Source organism: Pseudomonas asturiensis (assembly GCF_900143095.1).
GTDB classification, from domain to species: domain Bacteria; phylum Pseudomonadota; class Gammaproteobacteria; order Pseudomonadales; family Pseudomonadaceae; genus Aquipseudomonas; species Aquipseudomonas asturiensis.
In genome coordinates, this window is the sequence record NZ_FRDA01000013.1 from 151,631 (window position 1) to 173,090 (window position 21,460).

The following is a 21,460-nucleotide window of genomic DNA, read 5'->3' on the forward strand; positions in this document are numbered from 1 at the left end:
AATGAAGTCTAGAGCGTATATATCTACAATCGGTAGGTTGGGGAGCATTGCGGCTTTAACTTGGGCAAGTAACTCTTATGCTGGCCTTGATTTGGATATGACTGACTTCGTTCCAGCGCCTCCAGGAACAGACGCTATACTGTCGTATACAACTTTCGCAAAACGAAGCTCTTACACTGCCAATGGCGAAGCCAAGATTGACAGAGACACGAATCTGAACTCCGTTACGGAGATCGTACGATACGTGCATTACATGGACTTGGGCGGCTATACGTTCGCACCCCAAGTTCTCGTTCCTTTCGCACATCTCTACGATGGAAAGATCGGCGGCGCATCCTTGGGTGACTCTTCAGGAATGGGAGATACGATTCTCGCGGCTCCACTATGGCTGTTGAATGGAGAAGATACCAAATTTGTGGTGGTACCTTACCTTTTTGTCCCAATAGGTTCCTACGATAGCGATAAAGACCTTAACGTTGGTGAAAATCGGTGGAAATTCGACTTGCAAATGGGCGGCACCCAAAAAATAGCGGACGACTTTCTTCTCCAGGGCTCTGTCGAGACTATGTGGTATGGTTCGAATAATGATGCCAGTGCGGGCAATCGAACGAAGTTAGAGCAGGACAACAGTTACCAAGCCCAGCTTTGGCTTTCTTACACCCCTCCCACTGATAAACGGTGGACATTTGGTGCTGGCTACTCAAAAACCTGGGCGGGCGAACAGGCGATTGACGGCGTCGACAATGGGGTTGCAACCAAGGTGTCGCAAGCCCGACTGCAAGCGTCTAGATTTATTACCCCGACCTTCCAGCTACAGGGGCTTGTACAGCGAGATTTGGAGATGGAGGGAGGCTTCAAGGAAGATTTCCACTTCACCCTCCGAGTCCTGAAGGTTTTGTAAAAGCTTTGTAGCGATGAACCGTTATAGCCACCCAAGCAAGCGGTATTGCTTAGGTGGCTTCGTACACCAAGCCCCGCACACCCCGCTTGGCCTACAACGCTACCAACTTCCCACCGATGCACTCGATCACTGGACGGGCCACTCCCTCAATCGGTTGATCAGCAGGCGTCACATTTCCCTGCCAGAAACAGGGAGCCGACAAGTCCACCCTCCTAACGCGACGACGCCCAGTGACTCATTAGCACAGAATGTCTCCCGCCGTGTTGCATTACGAACGACCCCACTTCGCCTTCCAGGACTGTGGTCTTAGGCCCCGTGAGAGTGCCAGCGCCTACGAGGTTCTGACGGGACTGATAGATACCAAGCCGTGGAAAAAACCAGCCCTCGGAAGCGGCACCAGTACAGCGCATTGCGTCCTAGAGCGCACCACTGACGGTCGGCATGAGGACATTCTTGCGACCAGTCATAGCCAAAATCGCCAGCGCACCCTAGTGGCGCGAAAATTGCTATGAGCTATTACGGATTACGGGTAGGCCCGATGGTTGGTCGCCAAGAGACATAATGCGGTGTGCTGGGGGAGGTAAACATGATCGGGTGTTTGAAAAAAGAATCGGTAACGGTTGATCGTGTACCGTTTATATTCGATACAGCATCGGTGGGCTACGAGCGTGCTTTTGACTACTGGTCAGAAGCCGTAACAGCACATTTCAGCCCAACACAAAACACCATGACCTTGCCTAGAACAGCTTTTTATGGCCGTATGGAAATTCTCCCGGTCGGACTGTTGAACGTGTCCCACCTTAAAACTAGTGCGATGCGGAATGTGAGAGATCTGTGGTCGTTGCGCAACATTCCGAATGACGATTTTTTCGTAATGGCAGTAGATGGCGGGGCCGGCGGTAAGCTATCCCAGCTCGGCAGAGATGTATTCCTCGGCCCGGGCGACCTAATGATTTACGATTCTGCACGCGAGTTTTCGTTCGAGTTCCTTGGCGAAACTGATGTTTATCTCGCACAGGTTCCAAGACGTCATTTAGAAGCCCGTATCAGAAACCCCGAAAGCCTTATTGCCCGGGCTATCAGCCATAAGGATCCACTTGGTTGCATGTTGCTCACAATGGTCAAAAGCTTCATGCAGCTTGACCATGGTTTTAACCCTCACAACCTAACCAGTCTCAGTAAAAGCTTCGTTGACATGCTGGCGTCGTCGCTAGAGTGCAGCCTGATCAACTCCGAGCTTTCCAACGCTCATAGCAATTTGCTGGAAAAAGCAAAAAACATTATAAGTAGAAGCTTGGAAGATCCGGACTTTGACGTAAATCAACTGGCATACTCTTTGGGCTCGTCACCAAGGACGATTTGTAGAGTTTTTGCGGCCGAAGGCACCACTGCCACTAAATATATTTGGCAGAATAGGCTCATATTGGCTCGCGATCTCATCAGTGAAGGTAACATAAAACAAGTTAGCCAAATTGCATTGCGCTGTGGCTTCAACGACTTTTCCCACTTTAGCCGATCCTTCAAGAAGGAATTTAATACCACTCCCAAGCAGCTTCTAAATTCACGCCTGGCGTAGTCCAGCGTCGCCCCCCCCTCCTCCAAGCCTGCTTTTACTGTGATCTAACCTCCCCTTCCCCCACCTCCATGGCGGGCGTGGTCAATTTTTCTGTCCGCTAGGGCCAAGCCGGCAATCCCAATCGGCCGGTAAAATCGCGCACATGCCATGCAAGATTAAGTCTTGTCGAACCAATAGTTAGAAATGTGGAGCGCATATGCACTATAAGACCATATCTGATATTTCGGACGACGTCCGAAATAAGAAACTCTCTCCTGTTGAACTAACTCAATACATGCTAGACAGGATTGAAAAACAGGATGGCCAGGCTAAAAGTTATGTCTGCGTGACCGTAACACATGCACTCGCGCAGGCTAAAATAGCTGAACAAGAGATCGTGCGAGGCCAGTGGAGAGGCCCTCTACATGGGATTCCTATCGGCATAAAAGATCTCCTTTACACCAAGTTCGCACCTACCACCGGCGGAACTTTATTGAACAGAGATTTCACCCCAAATTTTAATGCCACAGTTGTTGATCGGCTTGAGGATTCAGGTGCTATCGTCTTAGGAAAACTAAAGACAACTGAACAAGCATTTACTGACCATCATCCCTCAGTTACAAGACCGGTCAATCCTTGGAATGCTGAGCGCTGGTCTGGGGTTTCATCGTCAGGATCTGGGGTAGCGACAGCTAAAGGGCTCGCGTTCGCTACCATCGGAAGCGACACCGGCGGTTCCATCAGGTTGCCATCCGCGGCGAATGGCCTGACATCCATCAAGCCGACATGGGGCCGCGTGAGCCGCTATGGCGTCTTTCCTATGGCGGACTCCTTTGATCATGTTGGGCCAATGGCAAGAAACGCTGTCGACGTCGGTATCATGCTAAACGCCATTGCCGGCGCTGACCGTAACGATCCGACAGCATCTCACTGTCCCGTCCCGGATTACACGGCTGACTGCACGAAGAACATCAGGGGCATAAAAATCGGCCTCCCTGCCGACTACGTGAAATCTGGATCGTCAGAAGAAATCTCAGATGCGTGGATGGCTACGGCAAAAGTCTTTGAGAGCCTCGGAGCTACAGTGGCTGTCATTGACTACCCAAATTGCGATCAAGCCATCAATGACTGGAGCACCATAGCTGCAGCTGAGACAGCGCTTAGCCATAAAGCGACATATCCTGCACAGCAACACAAATACGGCCCGGTTCTGTCGGCGTTCCTTGATATTGGCCAACAGGTGAGTGGAATTGACCTCGCGGCAGCGAGCATTCGCCGCATTGCTTTCAACGAGCAAGTCAACGCCCTCTTCCAAGATGTTCAGTTGTTCCTCGTACCAGTGCTTGGCGGTGCTGTACCGACCTCGGACGAATGGCTGAGTTTGGCAGGAGCCGACTTTGCTCCGTACCTTCAATACACCATCCCTGCCGACATGACCGGTGGCCCGACCATGACATTTCCAGTCGGCTTCGACCGTAACGGGCTGCCGATTGTCATGCAGCTGTGTGGGCCGCATTTCTCAGAAGCCCTGTTGTGCCAGGTGGTTGCGGAGTTTCAACGCCTGACTGACTGGCACACCCGTCACCCCGTTGAATGAACCACCGCGCAGCCAAGGTAGGGGGGCGCCGCGGGTGCCCCGTGTTGACACTACACCTACCCAAACTGACTTGAGTTGACGCCTGAAACTGATGCTGAGATGAGGAAAGAACCCATGGCACATGACCAAAGTCACGATCACGATCACGATCACGACCACACTGCACCACCATCAGAGATGGAGCTGCGTGTTAAAGCGCTCGAAACATTGCTCGTGGAGAAAGGCATCGTCAATACAGATGCCATTGACGAGCTGATCCAAACCTACGAGTTTCGCATCGGGCCGAAAAATGGAGCCAAGGTCGTTGCTCGAGCCTGGATCGATCCGGAATACAAGAAACGGCTCTTGGAGAACTCCACGGCGGCGATTGCGGAGTTGGGCTTTTCGGGTATTCAGGGCGAAGACATGACCGTTGTCGAAAACACAGATTCGGTACACAACGTTACTGTCTGCACCCTATGCTCCTGCTACCCATGGCCTACCCTGGGACTCCCACCGACTTGGTACAAATCGGCAGCCTACCGGTCGCGCATTGTTCTTGAACCACGAGCTGTTCTGAAAGAGTTCGGTCTCGAAGTAAGCGCTCAAAAAGAAGTCCGAGTCTGGGACAGCAATGCTGATCTGCGCTACCTGGTCTTGCCTCAACGCCCAGCAGGGACTTGTGACTGGACTGAGGAGCAACTAATCGAGCTCGTAACGCGGGATTCGATGATTGGTGTCGGCGTAGCAGCCGCTCCCACCCTCTAAGCAGGAGAGCCTAAATGAACGGTATTCATGACTGTGGTGGTATGCACGGGATCGGGCCAATATTCGTCGAAGAAAACGAGCCTCTTTTTCACGCGCCTTGGGAACGCCGGATGTTCGGCATGTTCATCGCTGTGTTCGGTGCTGGCGTCTATAACGTGGATGAATTCCGATTTGCGATTGAGCGGATGAAGCCTACCGACTACTTAACAACCACTTACTATGAAAAGTGGTTTCACTCGCTGTCGCTCATGTTGGCGGAGAAGGGAATTATTTCTCCGGATGAGTTGAGCGCGAAAATCGAATCACTTCGGGGGTAGAACCATGCAAGCCATCACCAAAGACATGATTGCAGGTCTCGTCGCAACAGGTGGTTCGCCACGTGTGAATGTTGATATCGCTCCAAAGTTTTCCGCTGGCGAACGTGTCACGGCCAAACAGATCAACCCACCCACCCATACCAGGACACCTCGCTACTGCCGTGGCAAACCAGCAGTGATCATTACCGACCATGGCGTATTCGGGTTCCCCGACGTAAATGCGCATGGGCTTGCGGTTAAACCGCAGCACCTCTACACAGTTTGCTTCTCGGCAACCGATTTGTGGGGCCAGCAGGCAAACCCCAACGACAAGGTGTACCTGGATCTTTGGGAAGATTATCTGGAGTAAACGAAATGATGCCATTAGCTGAATCCCAAGTACTGGAAATCAACACAGACGACCACGCCTTTGACTACCCATGGCAGGCGGGTATGTTTTCCCTCACCGTGAACCTGTACAAGACCGGGCTGTTCCCTTGGTCGCAATGGGTAGAGTTTTTCAGCAACGAGATCAAACGTAGTCCAAGGCGTCCTGACGAGAGCGTGAACGATGCTTACTACCGCCAATGGGCTGTCGCCTTTGAAGCAATGCTTGAAACGCTCGGGCTCGTCACCGGAGAAAGCGTCGAAGAGACTGCCCAGGCATGGCGTCTTGCCTATCTGAACACGCCGCATGGGCTGCCTGTTCTGCTGGAAAACGCCAACTGCTCGCCAGCGAAAGCACACCACCATCACCATTCGGCCCCTGGCACCCCCATCGCCGTAAGCCCAACAACCGGCCATCATTGACGGATAACCAAGATGAATGACGAAGCCCTGCTGAATCGCTCCCAAACTCACAATCCTGCTCAGGCATTTCCTCTGGCTCACCTCATGCCATGGGCGGCCCTGGCAGTGTTACTGGCGATGCTGGCCATCTATTTTGTAGGCGCCGAACAAGGTGCGACCTCGCTCCTCGCCGGAAATAACGTGCATGAGTTCGTCCATGACGGTCGCCACGCGCTCGGCTTTCCTTGCCATTGAGGATCTAACATGATCAGCAAACTGTTGTTGAATGGCATTCTAACGGGGATCCTTGCCGGCGTAGTTTCCTTCGGCGTATTACACGTGTTCGTGGGGCCGCAAATGGAACGAGCAATCGCCTTCGAACAACAGAAGGAGGCGAACGAAACGCCCTTTATGGCGCATGAGGAGCACACCTCTGATGGCCACAGCCACCACTCGGCAGACGGTGCTGATGTCCATAGCGAGGTGATTAGCAGAGAGACCCAAGCAGGTGTGGGCGCTCTTGTTGCGACCACAGTCTTTGGTGGTGCGGTTGGAGGACTCTTCTCTCTTGTGTTTTGCTTCCTGCATGGCCGTGTGGGCAGCATTTCACCCGGAATGCTCTCGTTTTACATAAGCGTGGGGGCGTTGCTGGCTTTCGTGATACTGCCGACGCTGAAGTATCCGGCAACTCCTCCTGGCGTGGGGCTATCAGGGACGATTGGTGAGCGTACAGCTTACTACTTCCTATTGCTGGCAGGCTCGTTGTTTCTCCAAGGAGCCAGCGTGGTTTGGTACCAGAAGCTGAAAAAGAATGCGACTGGCTCAGCCCCATTATTAGCCATCGGTGGCTATGTGGTAATGACCATCATCATGCTCGGTGTGCTGCCATCGATTAATGAAGTACCGAGCGCTTTCTCAGGTGAGATTCTCTCCAATTTCCGGGTAGCTTCGGTAGCTACCCAAGCCATTCTGTGGGTCGTCATCGGTGCGATCTATGGCTGGTATGCGCACCATGCGCTTTCAAGCTCGCACATGCGCCACATCCCTGTAAACAGCTAACGCTCGCAGGAATAATCCGGCCTGCCGAAACCGCACGAAATTCAACGAACGCCAAACTCAGCACTCGTCGCTGCTGGGTTGTGCACGCCCGATGTTTAAACAAACATACCCATGTGCAGGACTTTAAATGAGCAAACTTAAAGAGTGGTTCCAAGGGCCACAAGATATAAGTAAGACGGAAGCCATGGAAGACTACGCAGTTGGTCGTGTCCCATCACACTACCGCTGGCCAATTCCTGCGATCATCTTGGTGCTGCTGGGAAATTCGACAGCAATGTTCTGGTTCATACTTGGTGCTGATTTGAGTTACCAGGTAGGCTGGCCCATGATGCTTTGGCCCTTGGCATATTTCTTCGTTTTCGCAACGATCATCGGGGCCGTTGTAATGAAACTTGCGAGTAGCGAAGGCTTATCTCTCAATCTACTAACCCGCGGACTAGGATTCGGCTATATGGGGTCGGCATTCACATCTTTGATCTATGGTGTGAACTTCGTTTTTTACTTTATCTTCGAGGGGACAATCGTTTCTCACGCCATTGCCAACCATCTCGGAATCGCGGTGGACTCTCCAGGCGGGATAGCAATCTTCGCAGTGCTGGGTCTATTCGCCATCTTCTTTGTGTGGCGCGGCATGTCATCTCTCCAGTTCCTCCAGACTTGGGGTGTGCCACTTTTCATAGGCCTGTTTGCCTTCTGTCTGTACCAGTTGACTCACAACTACGACATCGTAGGCCCATTAGGATGGCTCCCGACTGGCACGGTTGACGAAACCAAGATCTGGATTGTCATGAGCATGGCAAACGGGCAGATCGTTTTCCAAGGGCTGATTGCCACCGATTATGGTCGGTTTGCAAAACCTAGGATCACTCACAAAGGCACCACCGCTATCATGCTGGGCATGTTGATCCCGGTACTTCCAATTTTGTTAGCGGGCGCGATGTTGGCGCACACCCTGCTCCCCCACATTCCCACAGACGCTGTCGCAGCATCTATGGATCCTGGGTACATCTTCCCAATGGTCATGGGGCTACTTGGTGTGGTATTCGCAGTATTGACACAGATTCGGATCAATGTGATCAATCTCTACTCAGGCTCAATTGCCCTTTCGAATACAGCTGATATGGCGCTCAACATTCGCCCAGGTCGTCAGTGGTGGATGATTTTAGTCTGGTTGATGGGGGTAATTCTGTATTCCGTAAACGTCCTGCAATACATGAATACGTTCCTGACCATCACGGGAATCCTCACGAACACGTGGGTATTCATCATCCTGGCTGACCAGTTGATTTGCCGTCGCATGTTCAATCTGGCCCCGAGCGATTTTGTGGAGTACCGCAAAGAGTACCTTCGATCTTGGAATCCCTGCGGTGTCATCAGCTTGGTAGTGGCTGTCGCCCTCGGAGCTGCTGGTGTGTTGGGAGCCTATCCCATCTACTACGCCTCGTTTATCGCGATGATCGTGGGGCCGATGCTTCACGTGGCGTCAAGCGTGGCAACCCGGGGCCGCTTTTACTTCTCGCAATTCCCCGACGATGTAACCACAAACTGGAAGCCTAGCGAGTCATACGCCGGCCCACGCCCGATGCCAATCGGTCAGCTTATCTCCTCCTGAGACTGTAATAGCGCCAGTCGCCGCCGAACTGCCCGCCATGCCCAAAGGCATGGCGAACTCATCTGCTCACGTGCTCAACTGGAGCGGAGAACTACGCGTAGCATAACGAAGAATTAACGGCCTCCCAGTAATCCAACCGAGTAAGCAGGACGACCTAACCACTGTGCCTAAAACCATCTAGGCAAGTGCCCCGGCCGACTTTTCCAGTAGCGCCCAAGCCTGCTCACCAAATGCCTTGCGCCACTGTGCGTAATATCCCGCATCCCTCAGCTTCTGCCGGAAGGAGTCCGGCACAACATCACTAATGATCAGGCCTTTCTTATCGAGATCCTCTCTAACTGTGGCTTGCAGCGCCTGCAGATCAGCACGCATGTTCACGCCTGCCTCATTGATGTGCTTGGAAACGGTATCCTGAAACTCCACAGGCAGACGTGAGAAATTTGCCTTGTTCCCAAGCACCCAAAAACCATCCCACATATGATTGGTCAATGAGCAGTACTTCTGCACTTCGTAGAGCTTGGCGGAGTTGACTAACGTCAGAGGATTCTCCTGGCCCTCGACGATGTGGGTCTGCAACGCGGCGTAAACCTCCGCAAAATTGATACTCGCCGGGGCAGCATCAAAGCTGCGGAACATCGACATGATTATCGGACTCGGTGGCACCCGTAATTTCATACCGACCAAGTCTGCCGGTGCCGCTACCGGTCGAGTGCTGGTGGTGGTCACCCTAAATCCGTTATCCCAAATCTTTTCAAATGCGAAGAGGCCGTCACTCATGGCTATTTCAGCCCTGATGTGTGCGCCAAGCTCACCGTCCATGGCTGCCCATACCTGTTCATAATTCTTGAAGGCAAAGCCAACCGCGCTGATCTGAGCGGCAGGAATCAATGTGCCGAGAATGACTGGTGGCCCTGCGTAGAAATCAATCGCGCCCGAACGCGCTTGGGCAAGCATGTCGGTGTCGCCACCCAACTGGCTACTAGGGAACACCTGCAGGACAACTCGCCCGTCTGTGGATTCCTTGATGCGTTTCGCGGCTTCCCGCGCCCTGACATTCATGGGGTGAGTGAGGGGAAGGTTGTTTGCAAATTTCAGGTTGAACTCAGCGGCGTAGGAAAACGCGCTGTATCCGACCGTCATGCCTGACGCTAGAGCCGCTGTAGCCACGGCGGTGGTTCGAAGAAAATTTCTACGTGTAAAGCTTTTCATAGTGACTCTCCTGCTTTTTTTGTTGTGGGTGCAAAGAGCTTATTGACAATCATAGATCTCGATTTGTAGTCTGTATACAGAAGACGGAAGCCAATAAGCGTCACAGCCCTCGATTCGGCGCTAATAGACGGCAGGAACATGTCTAGAACGGGGGCCCCCAGCAATGAGCCATGTTTGGGACAGATCAAGGCCGTTGGGCACGCGGTTCGAAATGATTGATGGCCAGCGTTGCAATTGGGCCGGACGGGCTCAGCGAACTACCGGTTATCCAGGAAAGGCATCCGCGAAACCGAACATCGGATAATCCGATCGCCAAGTTCTGGATACCTACAAAGGAGCAACAAAAGGGGGTTGGACGTATCACTCCAACCGATGCTGCCAAGACCCCAGCCCTGACTAGGGTGCTAAAACAAGAGTACCCACGTCGACAATGAAGCAGGCTCGCCTGCGTACAATAAAGTCTGGAGAAACTCATGAAGCTTACACAAGAACAAATCAAAGCTTATGATGAAGAAGGCTACATCTTGCTGCCTGGCCTGTTTACAGAACAGGAAGCTGGCTTGATGAAGTCGCGCCTGCCGCAGCTGTACCGCATGGATCGAGATGAGGTTGTAAAAGAGAAGACGGGAGTAGTTCGCACGGTCTTCGCTGCCCATACTTTCGATGACGTGTTTGCCCAGGTAGCACGTCACCCACGCCTTGTTGAGCCAGCCAAGCAGCTGCTCGGTACTGATGTCTACATGCATCAGTTCAAGATCAATGCGAAGGCAGCTTTCAATGGTGACATCTGGCAATGGCACCAAGACTTCGGCACATGGCATCAAGACGATGGCATGCCGGAAGCTCGCGCAATGAACGTCGCGATTTTCCTGGACGAGGTCAACGAATTCAACGGCCCACTTATGTTCATCCCCCGCTCCCATAAGCTGGGACGCCTTGAAGCGAGCCATGACCGCAGCACGACCAGCTATCCCTTGTGGACACTTGACAACGCAAAGGTAGCGGAACTTGTCGCCCAGGGCGGCATCGTCGCGCCGAAAGGTCGCGCGGGTACCGTTCTCATTTTCCAAAGTACCTTGGTGCACGCGTCGTCACCAAACCTGTCACCTTGGGATCGAAATACCGTGTACGTCACAACCAACTCGGTGGACAACGCAATCACCAAATTCAATCGACCTGACTTCATTGCCCACAGAAATTTCACTCCTATCGAAATTCTCAGCGACGATTGCCTGGACAAGTTCCACGCCGCTGTCGCTTAAACACTGCTGAGCCGGCTGCCACGCACAGCCGGCAAACGCTCATCCGAAGAATAAGGATAGGAACTAATGAAAGATTCAATGCAGGGCAAGGTTGTGATTGTCACCGGCGCAGGTGCGATTGCAGAAGGGTGGAGTAATGGACGCGCGGCAGCGGTGCTCTACGCTCGACATGGTGCCACTGTGCTCGCTGTCGATCGCGACGCCGTCTCAGCGGGGCGCACTCGCGATATCATTCGAGAAGAAGGCGGGGTCTGTGAGGTTTTCACCGGAGACGTCACCAGCTCAGCTGATATGCGCCAGATGGTCGCGGCGGCGCAAGACTATTTCGGCAGTCTGGACACCCTTCATAACAACGTAGGCATCGCCGAAATCGGCGGGCCCGTAGAGGCAACCGAAGAAAGCTGGAATCGACTGGTGGCGGTGAACCAGACCAGTCTGTTTCTAACCTGCAAATACGCACTGCCGGTGATGGAGAAGAAAAAAAGCGGTTCAATCGTCAACATCGCTTCTATCGCTGCTGATCGCTGGCTCGGCTTTCCTTATGTGGGGTATTCAGCTACAAAAGCGGCGATGATCGGTTTTACACAAAACATCGCCGTCCAGTATGCACCACACGGAATCAGAGCAAACTGTGTCTCTCCGGGGTTCATGAATACGCCAATGGTGAGCAGCTCTCTGACCGCGGCATATGGTGGAGAAACAGAAGCGATGCTCGATAAGCGTCACGCCCAATGCCCTATGGGGTTTATGGGTGATGCTTGGGATGTCGCCAACGCAGCGCTCTTTCTTGCATCTGATTCGGCGCGGTACGTTACCGGTATTAACCTCGTCGTCGATGGCGGTTTGACTCTACGCTGCGCGTAGATACCAAATCGAAACTACAGGGAGCATGCCGTGCAGATCGCACGGCTGTTGCCCTCAACACCCTCTTACCGTTCACACGCCCTGAATGCGGCGAAGCCAACGCTAGTGTTCTGTTTCAGTCCTCATCACTAATCGGAAGATCGCGTATATCAGGGTACAAGTCTAAGAAGTTTTCCAGACAGGGATTATCGTTACTTGGATTCCAGCACACCCCACACTCCACTTGCGGAGACTGATCGATGGGCCAATAACTTACTCCATCATGATTAAACTTACTCATTGAATTGGGCACAATGGCAACCCCAAGACCTTCGGCAACCAGGTTAATTATCGACTGTTGCAGATCGGCATGCATGAATTCTTTGGGGTTGAAGCCTGCATTATTGCATACCTGCATAATTGAATCGTAGAGCGGCGGAGATGTATCCCGGCGACTAATTATAAATCTCGTGCCTTCCAAGCATTCTATGGTTAGAGCCTGATGCTTGTTCAAAGCATGGCTGGTGGGCAAGGCGATGCAAAGCGGCTCCGAGTGTAAGTGTCGATACTCTAGGCCTTCCTCAAAGGATTGGAAGGTAACTCCCACATCGATTTCTCCTGCGCCTAATTTAGAAATCAGCTCCATTGGCAGCATCTCTTGCAGGTGCATGCTGACACTCGGGTATTGCTCTACAAAATTTTTAGAAATAGACGGCAAGATTGTCCAGGCCGTATAAGAAGTGAAACCTACCTTTAGCTCTCCTTGTAAGCCGCGGGCGACTGCTTGGGTTGAACTCACAGCATCCTGCCATGCAACCATCAGCCCACTAGCCAATCGCTGAAACTCCTTCCCCGCCGCAGTAAGCTCTACGCTACGAGATGTCCGCGACACCAGGCAGCAGCCGAGCTCGTCCTCAATGCATGCCAACTGACGGCTGAGCGACGGTTGGGTCAAATTGACCGCGTCAGCAGCTTTGCCGAAGTGCAAGTGCTCGGCGAGCACCAGAAAGTTTCTGATTTGCTTAATTTCCAGCATCGATGCGTACCGCGTATCAATTCAGTGAATACTAATCATTGGACTGTATCGATTGTCAAGCTTAAAATCCCCCTCCCCCCGCTGAGCAGGTTTGCTAAATGAACACGGTTGTCCTGGTTATCCTCCCAATTTTTAGCCTTATTCTCTTAGGGTTCATCTGCGGGCGTACTAACCGACTTGGTGATCAGGGGGCATCGGAGTTAAACAAACTCGTCGTATGGCTTTGCTTGCCAGCCTTACTATTCAAAACAACAGCGACCGCCGTTTTTGCTGATATTTGGCACCCCGGATTTATCATAAGTTTTGGTGCAGGCGCAGTAGCGGTTTTTGGCGGCACAGTGCTCTGGAAATTATCGCAAGGGAAAAAACTTGTTGAAGGAAGCATTGATGCATTGAGCGCTTCTTACGCAAATACAGGTTATATCGGAATTCCATTATGCCTGCTGATTCTCGGCCAGGAGGGTATGCAGCCTGCTCTGATTTCCACACTCATCATCGTTTGCTTCATTTTTGGTATCGCACTGACTCTGATAGAAATAGGCTTGCAAAGCGACAGCACCTTCTACGGCGCTGCAAAATCTGTAGGCAAGGCTCTGCTTAAAAATCCATTGTTGACAACCCCAATCATCGGAAGTCTATGGGGATGGAGCGGCTCAGGAATTCCGACACCTATAGCCAGTGTTTTAGACTTGCTGATCGCAGCGATGACTCCATGCGCTCTAATTTCCCTAGGCCTGTTCCTTTCCAAAAAGCATGCTTCCGACGAGAAAGGTGCCTGGCCGTTAGTCCTGATTAAATTGTTTGTTCAGCCGATTGTTACTTGGGTGCTTGCGTTCAAAGTGTTTGTTTTGCCTTCGATGTGGGCACATTCTGCGGTACTGCTAAGCGCGATGCCCACGGGTACAGGGCCATTCATGATTGCGGAGTTCTATCGACGCGAGGCAGCAGTGATCGCAAAAGTGATACTGATCACAACATTAGGCTCAATTTTCACCCTATCTGCATGTGTGTATTGGATCGGTCAATCAGCATCCCTGCCTCATTGATTCATCGCAGACGAAACATTTGACATTGGAACCGCTAAGTAAAAAGTTCAGGTGGATTCAATCGCGTATGCTGGGTAACCAGCCGCCCACGTGCAAATGAATCGAGCTTGCTGTGGAACAGAAGAGAAGCTTAGGGTTCCGCACGCTGTAAAACATCGGCCAAAGAGTCAGAGGACTGCGGTATGGCGCTTTGAGAGCTTTTTTTGAAGGCTGGAAAGAACCTGTCGCGCCCGCAACGCGCAGTGCCGAGCCGGGCTAGCGCAAGATCCTTGGAAGCAATTGGTGAATGGGGCACTCCTTCTACATTCCCCCTCATACTTTTGAGTTTTTTCATAGAATGACACTGGGTTGCCCGCACGTGTTAAATTTCTGACGTACCGATACCAAAAGCATGTGCAGCAAATGCGCCGTGAGTTGTCGTGTGGGAATCACCACATACAATGGATATGCCGGTACGCGCGAAGCATTGTTCCGGGCCGATAACGTGCAGGATGCCTTGGCGCCTGTCTTTCGTGGCGAAACGCGGGAGGTTGGTAAGCGTCTGGCGATGTCACCTACCTAACTGAATATCATCCATGTCACAATTCCGTTCGGCCTGGTGCTCCGATTTCCTCCATAAAATCATCTAGAAAACTATTAAGGCGTGCATGCCTGACCGCTGCCAACCGAGCACCTTCGGCTGTCTGAAACCCCGAAGCCAGTTTGAGTAATTTTGTGTGGAAATGCTCAATGGTGAAACGTTTGTCTTGATAATCCCTGCCTGCGGCTTCCGGGTTTGTAAAGTCGTAAAGCGCAGAGCCCATTCGCCCAGAAACGTAGAAGCAGCGCGCGACTCCCACCATGCCGATGGCGTCTAGTCGGTCACTGTCCTGAAGAATTTTGGCTTCTAGTGTGATGGGATCGAAGCCTGCTGAGAAGCTGTGGGTCTTTACCGCGTGAGCGACTAGCTCAATTCGCGATGTAGACCAACCCATACGCTCCAAAATAGAGGCGGCTTTTTTGGCCGAAAGAGTTGATGCTTGCGCCCGCAATGGCGAGTTTTTCTCGACTGCCACACAATCATGCAAAATAGTTGCTGCGAGCAATGCTTCTAAGTCTCCACCTTCTTTTTCTTGTAGACGCCGAACATTTATCCATACTCGGTGGATATGAGAAAGATCGTGAGATCCGTCCGTGCTGTCCTCGGGTAGAAATGCGAGTAAATCCGACGCTAGGCTCTGGTATGGAAAAAATGGCTCAACAATCATTTCAAAACTCCTGGAAGGTATCGATCTTAGTAAGTCCATGGTGAATATGGCGTACGGTGGATATCCAGCGATGTGGTAACAGCTGGTCGATCTCACTCGCCCGCTGCATCGGCAGCCGCGTCAGCACATCTTTGAGATACGCATACGGATCGTGTCCATTCATGCGCGCTGACTGGATCAAGCTCATAATTGCTGCCGCCCGTTTGCCGCTGCGAAGCGAGCCAGCAAACAACCAGTTGGAACGTCCAAGTGCCCAGGGTCTGATCTGGTTTTCGACTGGGTTGTTGTCGATGGGGACAGCCCCATCTTCCAGGTAGCGCGTCAGCGCTACCCAGCGTTTAAGGCTGTAATCCAGGGCTTTGGCCGTCGCTGATCCGTTGGGCACAAGATCGCGCTGGGTCAACATCCAGTCGTGCAGTGCTTTCGCCAATGGCGCTGCTTTTTCTTGTCGTATTCGACAGCGATCCTCGTCACTCATGTCTCGCGTTTGGCGTTCAACTTCGTACAAGCCGCCAATCGAGTGCAGCGCTTGTTCAGCCAACTGGCTTTTATTCGCCGCGTGCAGATCGAAAAACTTACGGCGGGCGTGGGCCATGCAGCCAATTTCGGTCATGCTCTTCTCGAAGCCTGCTTTGTAGCCAGCAAAATCATCGCACACCAGCTTGCCGTTCCACGAGCCGAGGAAGTTACGCGCATGCTCACCGGCGCGGCTCGGACTGAAGTCATAGACCACAGCCTTGAGCGCCGAAAACGGTGTGGTGCAGTAGGCCCAGACATAAGCGCGGTGCGTTTTCTTCTGTCCGGGCGCAAGCATTTGCACCGGTGTCTCATCGGCGTGGACAACTCGCTGCTCCAGAACGACTTCTCGCAAGGCATCAACCAGAGGCTGAAGCTGTACACCGGTTTGCCCAACCCATTGAGCCAGTGTGGAGCGCGGTATCGCTAAACCGACACGCCCGAAGATTTTCTCCTGCCTATACAGTGGCAAATGGTCGGCGAACTTCGCCACCATTACATGAGCCATGTAGACTTGCGGTCGGAATGCCCTTGTCGATCACTTGGGCTGGCACCGGTGCCTGTATCAGCGTTTCACACTGACGGCAGGCCCATTTCCCACGTACATGTTGCTCAACGGTGAACACGCCCGGCGTGTAATCGAGCTTCTCGCTGACGTCCTCACCGATGCGCTGAAGCTGGCAACCGCAAGTGCACTCAGTGTTTTCTGGTTCGTGATGAATGACTGTGCGTGGAAACTGTGGCGGCAACGGCGCGCGCTTTGGTTTTTTGCGCACATCTGCTGGAGCCGGAGCCGGAGCCGGAAGCAGTGCCGTCAGCTCGGCGTCGATAGCCTCAAGATCGGTGTCAAGCAGATCGTCGAGCAAGCTGCCTTGCTCAGGACTGATCTGCTCGCTGCGCTTGGCAAATCTATGCCGCCTGAGGATCGTGATTTCGTGGGTCAACTGCTCGATGATGGTGTCATCGCGATGGCTCTTTCTGCCCATGGTGTCGATCTGCGACAGCAACTGCGCAGCGAGTGCACGCAGTTGGTCGGGGGTCATTTGGTCGAGGTTGGGCAAGGAAGTCATGCCGTGGATTTTACCAAAGCAGACCGCATGCGGCAGCAGGCTCAGGCTTTAATTACAGCCTTTTTAAAGGATCGTAATAGCACCGCCAGCCCCAACGCGCTGCCACGGCAGGCCAAGCACCAAGGCCTGAAGTTGTTCGGTATCCAGCTCCAGCTCGCTGCCATGTCGAATGCCTGGCCAGTGGAATTTGCCTTGGTTCAATCGCCTTGCGGCCAGCCAGACGCCGATCCCGTCGTGCACTAAAACTTTCATACGGTTGGCCCGGCGATTGGCAAAGAGATAAGCGCAGTGCGGCTTCGCCGCACCGAATACCGTAATGACTCTGGCCAAGGCGGTTTCTGTGCCTGCGCGCATGTCCATCGGTTCAGTGGCGAGCCAGATGGCCTCGATACGGATCATTGGGCAAGCTCGCGGATAAAACGGGCACACCCACCAGGATCTGAGGATGGCCACATCACTGTAAGGTTTTGCTGGCCGAAAGGAACCTCGATGGTAACAGGCACCTGCTGACTGGGCTGAATGACAGACGCTAGATTTATCGGAACAAAGGCAGGCAACGCGGGCACCTGATGATCACGGTAGATAGGTATCCACTTTCGAACCAGATTGGCATTGACCCCATGGCGCAGGGCTACGCTGGCTATCGAAACGCCTGGTTGCAGGCATTCCTGAACGATCTGGGCTTTAACGGGCTTGGGATAAGAAGTTCTTTTGCGCATGAAAATCCTGACGATAAGGGCAATGGTGTCCACGTATTCTTAAGTGGAGAACATCGCCCTTATTGCAGCGGTTTGATAGGTGACTTGGCCGGACGCTTACATAGGAACGGCGTGTTGGCTGCATGAAATACCCGCTTAAAAGGCTAGAGCTGGTGCCCACTTAAATTAAGTGCACACCATGTCTTGGCTTTGTGGGGCTGGGTAGATGACTTGGCCGGACGCATACTTAGAGCCTACTGTAAGCCATACCTACAGAACGTGGTGCCGTATGGATGAAACCAAACTGCGCGTAGAGGTCTTGCGCTTGACCATCCGCGATTAGGCTTACGTAACCGCTTTCAGGAACGTTGGCTTCGATGTATTTCATGATTTCGGCCATAATTTTTTTCCCTAAGCCTTTCCCTTGGTGCTCTGGAATGACAGCTATATCCACAACTTGAAAGCAGCATCCACCGTCACCTATTACGCGTCCCATTCCCACAGGTAGTTCCCCATGAAGGATCTGAACGGCGAAAAGGGTATTGGGCAAACCTCTTATCGCAGCTTCATCCGTCTTGCCGCTGAGGCCGGAGCCCGTTCGAAGAGCTTGGTAAGTCTGTACAGAGGGCACCTTTAGGAGGCATGAATAAACAGTCATTTGGATCACCATGGCAGATGGATTTTCAAAAAAAATAATATGTGCAAAGTATGCGTCCGGCCAAATCATCTAGCCAACCCAGAGAGGCCAGGACATGGTGTGCACTTAATTTAAGTGGGCACCAGTTTTAGCCCTTTAAGCGGGTATTTTATGCAACCGACACGCCGTTCGTATTCCAAATCCTTCAAAACCCAGTTCATTAAAGAGTGCGCCCAGCTCGGAGCCTCGATTGCCAGCGTTGCCCTCAGCCATAGCCTCAACGCGAATCTCGTCCACAAGTGAATTCGGGGGCAAACGCAGAACAGCATGGCGCTTCAACGTACCCGTCTGGCCAAAACGCCTTCCTACGGAAAAGTACATGTGCCATGCGCTTTACTCCAGGGAACGCGCTGTGGCCTGCGAATCGGGGCCACGTTAGGATTGTGCTCTTTTTGTAGACACTCATGTCGGCGTCAGTATTTGCAGCCGCCCAATGCGCCATTCGTGCTGGCGATATCCATGGAAGTCCTGGCGATAAGGGCGAACGCGTCCGCTTAAAAATATGCGGACACCATCGCCCTTAATGCTGGAGTTCGGTAAGTGTGTTCACCATCCGCTTACTACCATACAACGGCGTCTCTGCGAGCAACCCAGTGGATTCAGCAGCCATCACCGTCAGCAATCAAGCTGTGAGGAAAGTCCTTTTCATCCTTCCTGGATCTAGCTGTTAAGTTTTTAGGGTGGCGCGAACACAGGGGCGCGCGCCTATAAAATGGTAAATCCCGCTCCTAAGCAGAGCGTAGGAGCGGATATAGCAACTGTTTAAATACGGAAAGTACCTACAAGCTGTTTCAGCCGAGCGGCTTGCTGCTCAAGGTCGGTACACGCACGCAAGGTGGATTGTAGGTTTTCAACACCTTCCTGATTCAGGGTGTTGATCTCGGTAATGTCTACGTTGATCGACTCCACCACAGAGGTTTGTTCCTCAGTGGCTGTCGCCACGGACTGGTTCATTCCATCAATCTCACTGATTCGCTGCGTTACGCTGCCTAAGCGTTCTCCCGCCTGGTTGGCAATACCGACGCTGCTTTCGCTCTGGTGCTGGCTTTCGGTCATTGTGCTGACCGCCTCGCGAGCCCCCACCTGCAGCTCCTCAATCATCTTCTTAACTTGCTGCGCCGAATCCTGCGTGCGGTGGGCAAGGTTGCGCACCTCATCAGCTACGACGGCGAAACCTCGTCCCGCCTCGCCGGCACGGGCCGCTTCGATGGCAGCGTTTAGTGCCAGTAAATTGGTCTGCTGAGAGATACTGGTGATCACTTCCAGAATCTGCCCGATGTTGACCGTGTTAGCGTTGAGCGTTTCGATATTGCCGCACGAGTCGCTGATTTTCGACGATAGCTGCTGCATGGCCGCAATTGTCTTGTCTACCACTTGCTGACCGTCTTCTGCCAACGCCCGCGCCTCAGTTGAATGCAGGGATGCGAGTGCAGCGTTCTGGGCGATTTCCTGAGCGGCGGCACCCAGCTCATTGATAGCTGCTGCGACGCTACTGGTGCGTGAGGTCTGCTGGTCAGAGTTCAGCATCGATGAATTCGAAGCGGCTACCACGCGCAATGCAACTTCATTGACCTGCTGAGTTGCCGAGGAAACTTCGCGAATCGAAGCGTGGATACGTTCGACGAAACGGTTGAAGGCATTGCCCAGAGCGCCAAACTCGTCCTGATTATGGATAGTGAGTCGCTTAGTCAGATCACCTTCACCTTCTGCAATGTTTTCCATTGCTCGGATCATGGTGTGAAGTGGCTGCAACATCACACGGATCAACAGGCCAAGCAGGGTGATGATAATGGCCATGGCGACGATGGTGGCTATGACTGCTGATGAGCGGAATTTGCTCAGCATCGCATAGGCCTTGTCTTTCTCGATGGACAGCCCGATATGCCAGTTGGCGGAAGGCAGTCCTTTGACCGGAGCGAAGCTAAGAATTCGGGTCTGGCCGTTGGACTCAACTTCGCTAAGATCTTTGGTCAGGCTCGGCGTGTTTTGTGGGTACAGGTCGGCCAGCGACTTCATCACCAGGCTTTTGTCTGGATGTACCAGAATCTTGCCTTGGTCATCCACAAGGAAGGCATAGCCCATCCCGCCGAAATTCAGTGAGTTGATGATGTCGACCAAACCTTCCAGTGATAGATCTCCACCGACGACACCGACGTCGTTGGAAACCTTGCTGAGTATCCCTATGACCAGCTTATTGGTGGTCACGTCGATGTAAGGTTCACTGATAGTGGCGCCATTGGCGCTCATGCCTGTTTTGTACCAGGGACGGACACGTGGATCATATCCGTCGGGCATCTTGGAGTCCGGGCGAACACTGAACGCGCCGTCGACTTTGCCCAGGTAGACTGTAAGAAAATTCGAGATGAGAGCTTTCTGCCCCATCAGGATCTCAGCCTTGGCAGGATCTTGAGCGATGTTTTGTGCAAGGTTTTCCACCATGTTGATCCGCCCCTCTAACAGGTTACGAATATTCGTAGAGGTGGAACTGCCCATCTCGGCTAAGTAATTCTCCAGATTGGTGCGGGTCGCATTGCGTTGAAGATAGTCGTTATAAAGGGTGAATAGTGAGAAGGCTAGCATCACAATCAATGATGCGGCTGCAAGAATTTTGTGACTGAAGCGGAGGTTTATTTTCATGGCGTCTGAATTCGCTTGGTCGTTTTTTGGACTTCGGAACTGTATCGGCCAAAGGTACGTAAACCTAAGTCATAAAAAGAGGCTTTTCGCCATTACTTGTCGACCCCTATTGTGAATATTATTATTTTCGTTGTGCTCCGCAATGCAGTCGGCAGCAACTAACATATTATTATTTCATTTTCACTATTACTCGCAGGGCAATGGATGGTTCTGAAGTCGTTCAGCCTCAAGCCCATGACTGCCAGCCCTTTAAAGATGATCAACAGGGAATCTAAGCTACCCTTCGCGCTGACATACAAGTCTTAGGGATGCTCCGATCAACTTGCTACGCAGCGGCGGCGAGTCGCAATTTGCCCGGCACCCAGCGCTATTTGCTGAAAATGGCCTGATGCAGCCCGCGTTGAGGGCATTTCCGCCCGGTTTCCCGTGTTAAACGCGCAACTCACCCATACCCATCAGCTGTTTTCGAGCCATCCACAGATTCGACAGGGCGAACAGCGTGGTCAGCTGAGCTGTGTTTTTCATCAGCCCACGAAAGCGCACTTTCACGTAGCCAAACTGACGCTTGATTACGCGAAACGGATGCTCGACCTTGGCCCGTGTCTGAGCTTTGCAGTACTCGATCTTGCGCTTGGCCTTGTAG

General features: G+C 52.6%; 23 protein-coding genes and 2 pseudogenes. 14 read left to right on the top strand and 11 right to left on the bottom strand.

What is annotated here, in order from left to right; translation table 11 throughout:
- Positions 1-97: 97 nt before the first annotated feature.
- From BUB69_RS20845 to BUB69_RS20885, 10 genes are all read left to right on the top strand, one after another.
- Positions 98-901, top strand: a complete 804-nt coding sequence (locus BUB69_RS20845) for a transporter (RefSeq protein WP_175561807.1) — start codon at positions 98-100, stop codon at positions 899-901.
- Positions 902-1,499: 598 nt separating this feature from the next.
- Positions 1,500-2,477, top strand: coding sequence for a helix-turn-helix domain-containing protein (locus BUB69_RS20850; RefSeq protein ID WP_175561808.1), 978 nt, complete (start codon positions 1,500-1,502; stop codon positions 2,475-2,477).
- A 196-nt stretch (positions 2,478-2,673) separates the two neighbouring features.
- The gene (locus BUB69_RS20855; protein ID WP_073170039.1) at positions 2,674-4,053 is read left to right on the top strand and encodes an amidase; all 1,380 of its coding nucleotides are present in this window, start codon (positions 2,674-2,676) and stop codon (positions 4,051-4,053) included.
- 114 nt (positions 4,054-4,167) lie between these two features.
- Complete coding sequence (gene nthA, locus BUB69_RS20860) at positions 4,168-4,800, top strand: nitrile hydratase subunit alpha (protein WP_073170041.1); 633 nt, start codon at positions 4,168-4,170, stop codon at positions 4,798-4,800.
- Between the two features lie 14 nt (positions 4,801-4,814).
- Positions 4,815-5,117, top strand: coding sequence for an SH3-like domain-containing protein (locus tag BUB69_RS29345; RefSeq protein WP_281250942.1), 303 nt, complete (start codon positions 4,815-4,817; stop codon positions 5,115-5,117).
- A 4-nt stretch (positions 5,118-5,121) separates the two neighbouring features.
- Positions 5,122-5,466 (top strand): SH3-like domain-containing protein, encoded by a 345-nt coding sequence (locus BUB69_RS29350; protein WP_281250943.1) that lies wholly within the window; start codon positions 5,122-5,124, stop codon positions 5,464-5,466.
- 5 nt (positions 5,467-5,471) lie between these two features.
- Entirely contained in the window at positions 5,472-5,906 is a 435-nt protein-coding gene (locus BUB69_RS20870) for a nitrile hydratase accessory protein (protein WP_073170043.1), read from the top strand.
- Between the two features lie 12 nt (positions 5,907-5,918).
- Entirely contained in the window at positions 5,919-6,140 is a 222-nt protein-coding gene (locus BUB69_RS20875; RefSeq protein WP_073170045.1) for a CbtB domain-containing protein, read from the top strand.
- Positions 6,141-6,149: 9 nt separating this feature from the next.
- On the top strand, positions 6,150-6,944 hold the full coding sequence (locus BUB69_RS20880; protein ID WP_073170047.1) for a CbtA family protein: 795 nt from the start codon (positions 6,150-6,152) through the stop codon (positions 6,942-6,944).
- 127 nt (positions 6,945-7,071) lie between these two features.
- Positions 7,072-8,556, top strand: a complete 1,485-nt coding sequence (locus BUB69_RS20885; RefSeq protein WP_073170049.1) for a purine-cytosine permease family protein — start codon at positions 7,072-7,074, stop codon at positions 8,554-8,556.
- Positions 8,557-8,733: 177 nt separating this feature from the next.
- Here BUB69_RS20885 and BUB69_RS20890 read toward each other — a convergent pair whose 3' ends face one another.
- Positions 8,734-9,765, bottom strand: coding sequence for a TRAP transporter substrate-binding protein (locus BUB69_RS20890; RefSeq protein ID WP_073170050.1), 1,032 nt, complete (start codon positions 9,763-9,765; stop codon positions 8,734-8,736).
- 473 nt (positions 9,766-10,238) lie between these two features.
- Between BUB69_RS20890 and BUB69_RS20895 the strand changes: the two genes are divergently transcribed.
- Together BUB69_RS20895 and BUB69_RS20900 are read left to right on the top strand one after the other, a co-directional pair.
- Positions 10,239-11,027, top strand: a complete 789-nt coding sequence (locus tag BUB69_RS20895) for a phytanoyl-CoA dioxygenase family protein (RefSeq protein WP_073170052.1) — start codon at positions 10,239-10,241, stop codon at positions 11,025-11,027.
- Positions 11,028-11,093: 66 nt separating this feature from the next.
- Complete coding sequence (locus tag BUB69_RS20900; RefSeq protein WP_073170054.1) at positions 11,094-11,891, top strand: SDR family NAD(P)-dependent oxidoreductase; 798 nt, start codon at positions 11,094-11,096, stop codon at positions 11,889-11,891.
- A 115-nt stretch (positions 11,892-12,006) separates the two neighbouring features.
- Here BUB69_RS20900 and BUB69_RS20905 read toward each other — a convergent pair whose 3' ends face one another.
- The gene (locus BUB69_RS20905) at positions 12,007-12,906 is read right to left on the bottom strand and encodes a LysR family transcriptional regulator (protein ID WP_073170056.1); all 900 of its coding nucleotides are present in this window, start codon (positions 12,904-12,906) and stop codon (positions 12,007-12,009) included.
- A 98-nt stretch (positions 12,907-13,004) separates the two neighbouring features.
- Between BUB69_RS20905 and BUB69_RS20910 the strand changes: the two genes are divergently transcribed.
- Positions 13,005-13,952, top strand: coding sequence for an AEC family transporter (locus BUB69_RS20910; RefSeq protein WP_073170058.1), 948 nt, complete (start codon positions 13,005-13,007; stop codon positions 13,950-13,952).
- Positions 13,953-14,313: 361 nt separating this feature from the next.
- Here the strand turns inward: BUB69_RS20910 and BUB69_RS29355 are convergent, their stop codons facing one another.
- The 6 genes and pseudogenes from BUB69_RS29355 to BUB69_RS29200 all read right to left on the bottom strand — a co-directional run bounded on the left by BUB69_RS29355 (position 14,314) and on the right by BUB69_RS29200 (position 18,210).
- Positions 14,314-14,445 carry an aconitase family protein gene (locus tag BUB69_RS29355; RefSeq protein ID WP_425439392.1) on the bottom strand — a complete coding sequence of 44 codons (132 nt, stop codon included), beginning with the start codon at positions 14,443-14,445 and terminating at the stop codon, positions 14,314-14,316.
- An 85-nt stretch (positions 14,446-14,530) separates the two neighbouring features.
- Complete coding sequence (locus BUB69_RS20920; protein ID WP_073170060.1) at positions 14,531-15,199, bottom strand: HD domain-containing protein; 669 nt, start codon at positions 15,197-15,199, stop codon at positions 14,531-14,533.
- Between the two features lies 1 nt (position 15,200).
- A pseudogene (tnpC, locus tag BUB69_RS20925) lies at positions 15,201-16,785 on the bottom strand (IS66 family transposase).
- Positions 16,786-16,848: 63 nt separating this feature from the next.
- On the bottom strand, positions 16,849-17,184 hold the full coding sequence (tnpB, locus tag BUB69_RS29195) for an IS66 family insertion sequence element accessory protein TnpB (protein ID WP_073170062.1): 336 nt from the start codon (positions 17,182-17,184) through the stop codon (positions 16,849-16,851).
- Positions 17,181-17,504 (bottom strand): IS66-like element accessory protein TnpA, encoded by a 324-nt coding sequence (gene tnpA, locus BUB69_RS20935; protein WP_084537147.1) that lies wholly within the window; start codon positions 17,502-17,504, stop codon positions 17,181-17,183. The genes tnpB and tnpA overlap by 4 nt, the downstream gene beginning before the upstream one ends.
- 226 nt (positions 17,505-17,730) lie before the next feature.
- Positions 17,731-18,210 carry a GNAT family N-acetyltransferase gene (locus BUB69_RS29200; protein ID WP_245825313.1) on the bottom strand — a complete coding sequence of 160 codons (480 nt, stop codon included), beginning with the start codon at positions 18,208-18,210 and terminating at the stop codon, positions 17,731-17,733.
- Between the two features lie 81 nt (positions 18,211-18,291).
- Between BUB69_RS29200 and BUB69_RS28625 the strand changes: the two genes are divergently transcribed.
- Positions 18,292-18,423 carry a transposase gene (locus BUB69_RS28625; protein ID WP_073170065.1) on the top strand — a complete coding sequence of 44 codons (132 nt, stop codon included), beginning with the start codon at positions 18,292-18,294 and terminating at the stop codon, positions 18,421-18,423.
- A gap of 519 nt (positions 18,424-18,942) precedes the next feature.
- Here BUB69_RS28625 and BUB69_RS29710 read toward each other — a convergent pair.
- The 3 genes and pseudogenes from BUB69_RS29710 to BUB69_RS20955 all read right to left on the bottom strand — a co-directional run.
- Positions 18,943-19,707, bottom strand: a complete 765-nt coding sequence (locus tag BUB69_RS29710) for a methyl-accepting chemotaxis protein (protein WP_425439393.1) — start codon at positions 19,705-19,707, stop codon at positions 18,943-18,945.
- Between the two features lie 90 nt (positions 19,708-19,797).
- Positions 19,798-20,817: pseudogene (locus BUB69_RS29715) on the bottom strand (HAMP domain-containing protein); the annotation flags it as partial.
- Positions 20,818-21,246: 429 nt separating this feature from the next.
- On the bottom strand, positions 21,247-21,460 hold a 214-nt coding region (locus tag BUB69_RS20955), incomplete at its 5' end, for a transposase (protein ID WP_141121887.1).

Coding starts and splice junctions, on each gene's coding strand:
- BUB69_RS20845 (WP_175561807.1), top strand. CDS start 98: ATGACTGACTTCGTTCCAGCGCCTCCAGGAACAGACGCTATACTGTCG.
- BUB69_RS20855 (WP_073170039.1), top strand. CDS start 2,674: ATGCACTATAAGACCATATCTGATATTTCGGACGACGTCCGAAATAAG.
- nthA (WP_073170041.1), top strand. CDS start 4,168: ATGGCACATGACCAAAGTCACGATCACGATCACGATCACGACCACACT.
- BUB69_RS29345 (WP_281250942.1), top strand. CDS start 4,815: ATGAACGGTATTCATGACTGTGGTGGTATGCACGGGATCGGGCCAATA.
- BUB69_RS29350 (WP_281250943.1), top strand. CDS start 5,122: ATGCAAGCCATCACCAAAGACATGATTGCAGGTCTCGTCGCAACAGGT.
- BUB69_RS20870 (WP_073170043.1), top strand. CDS start 5,472: ATGATGCCATTAGCTGAATCCCAAGTACTGGAAATCAACACAGACGAC.
- BUB69_RS20875 (WP_073170045.1), top strand. CDS start 5,919: ATGAATGACGAAGCCCTGCTGAATCGCTCCCAAACTCACAATCCTGCT.
- BUB69_RS20880 (WP_073170047.1), top strand. CDS start 6,150: ATGATCAGCAAACTGTTGTTGAATGGCATTCTAACGGGGATCCTTGCC.
- BUB69_RS20885 (WP_073170049.1), top strand. CDS start 7,072: ATGAGCAAACTTAAAGAGTGGTTCCAAGGGCCACAAGATATAAGTAAG.
- BUB69_RS20890 (WP_073170050.1), bottom strand. CDS start 9,765: ATGAAAAGCTTTACACGTAGAAATTTTCTTCGAACCACCGCCGTGGCT.
- BUB69_RS20895 (WP_073170052.1), top strand. CDS start 10,239: ATGAAGCTTACACAAGAACAAATCAAAGCTTATGATGAAGAAGGCTAC.
- BUB69_RS20900 (WP_073170054.1), top strand. CDS start 11,094: ATGAAAGATTCAATGCAGGGCAAGGTTGTGATTGTCACCGGCGCAGGT.
- BUB69_RS20905 (WP_073170056.1), bottom strand. CDS start 12,906: ATGCTGGAAATTAAGCAAATCAGAAACTTTCTGGTGCTCGCCGAGCAC.
- BUB69_RS20910 (WP_073170058.1), top strand. CDS start 13,005: ATGAACACGGTTGTCCTGGTTATCCTCCCAATTTTTAGCCTTATTCTC.
- BUB69_RS20920 (WP_073170060.1), bottom strand. CDS start 15,199: ATGATTGTTGAGCCATTTTTTCCATACCAGAGCCTAGCGTCGGATTTA.
- tnpB (WP_073170062.1), bottom strand. CDS start 17,184: ATGATCCGTATCGAGGCCATCTGGCTCGCCACTGAACCGATGGACATG.
- tnpA (WP_084537147.1), bottom strand. CDS start 17,504: ATGCGCAAAAGAACTTCTTATCCCAAGCCCGTTAAAGCCCAGATCGTT.
- BUB69_RS29200 (WP_245825313.1), bottom strand. CDS start 18,210: ATGATTTGGCCGGACGCATACTTTGCACATATTATTTTTTTTGAAAAT.
- BUB69_RS28625 (WP_073170065.1), top strand. CDS start 18,292: ATGCAACCGACACGCCGTTCGTATTCCAAATCCTTCAAAACCCAGTTC.
- BUB69_RS29710 (WP_425439393.1), bottom strand. CDS start 19,707: ATGCTGAACTCTGACCAGCAGACCTCACGCACCAGTAGCGTCGCAGCA.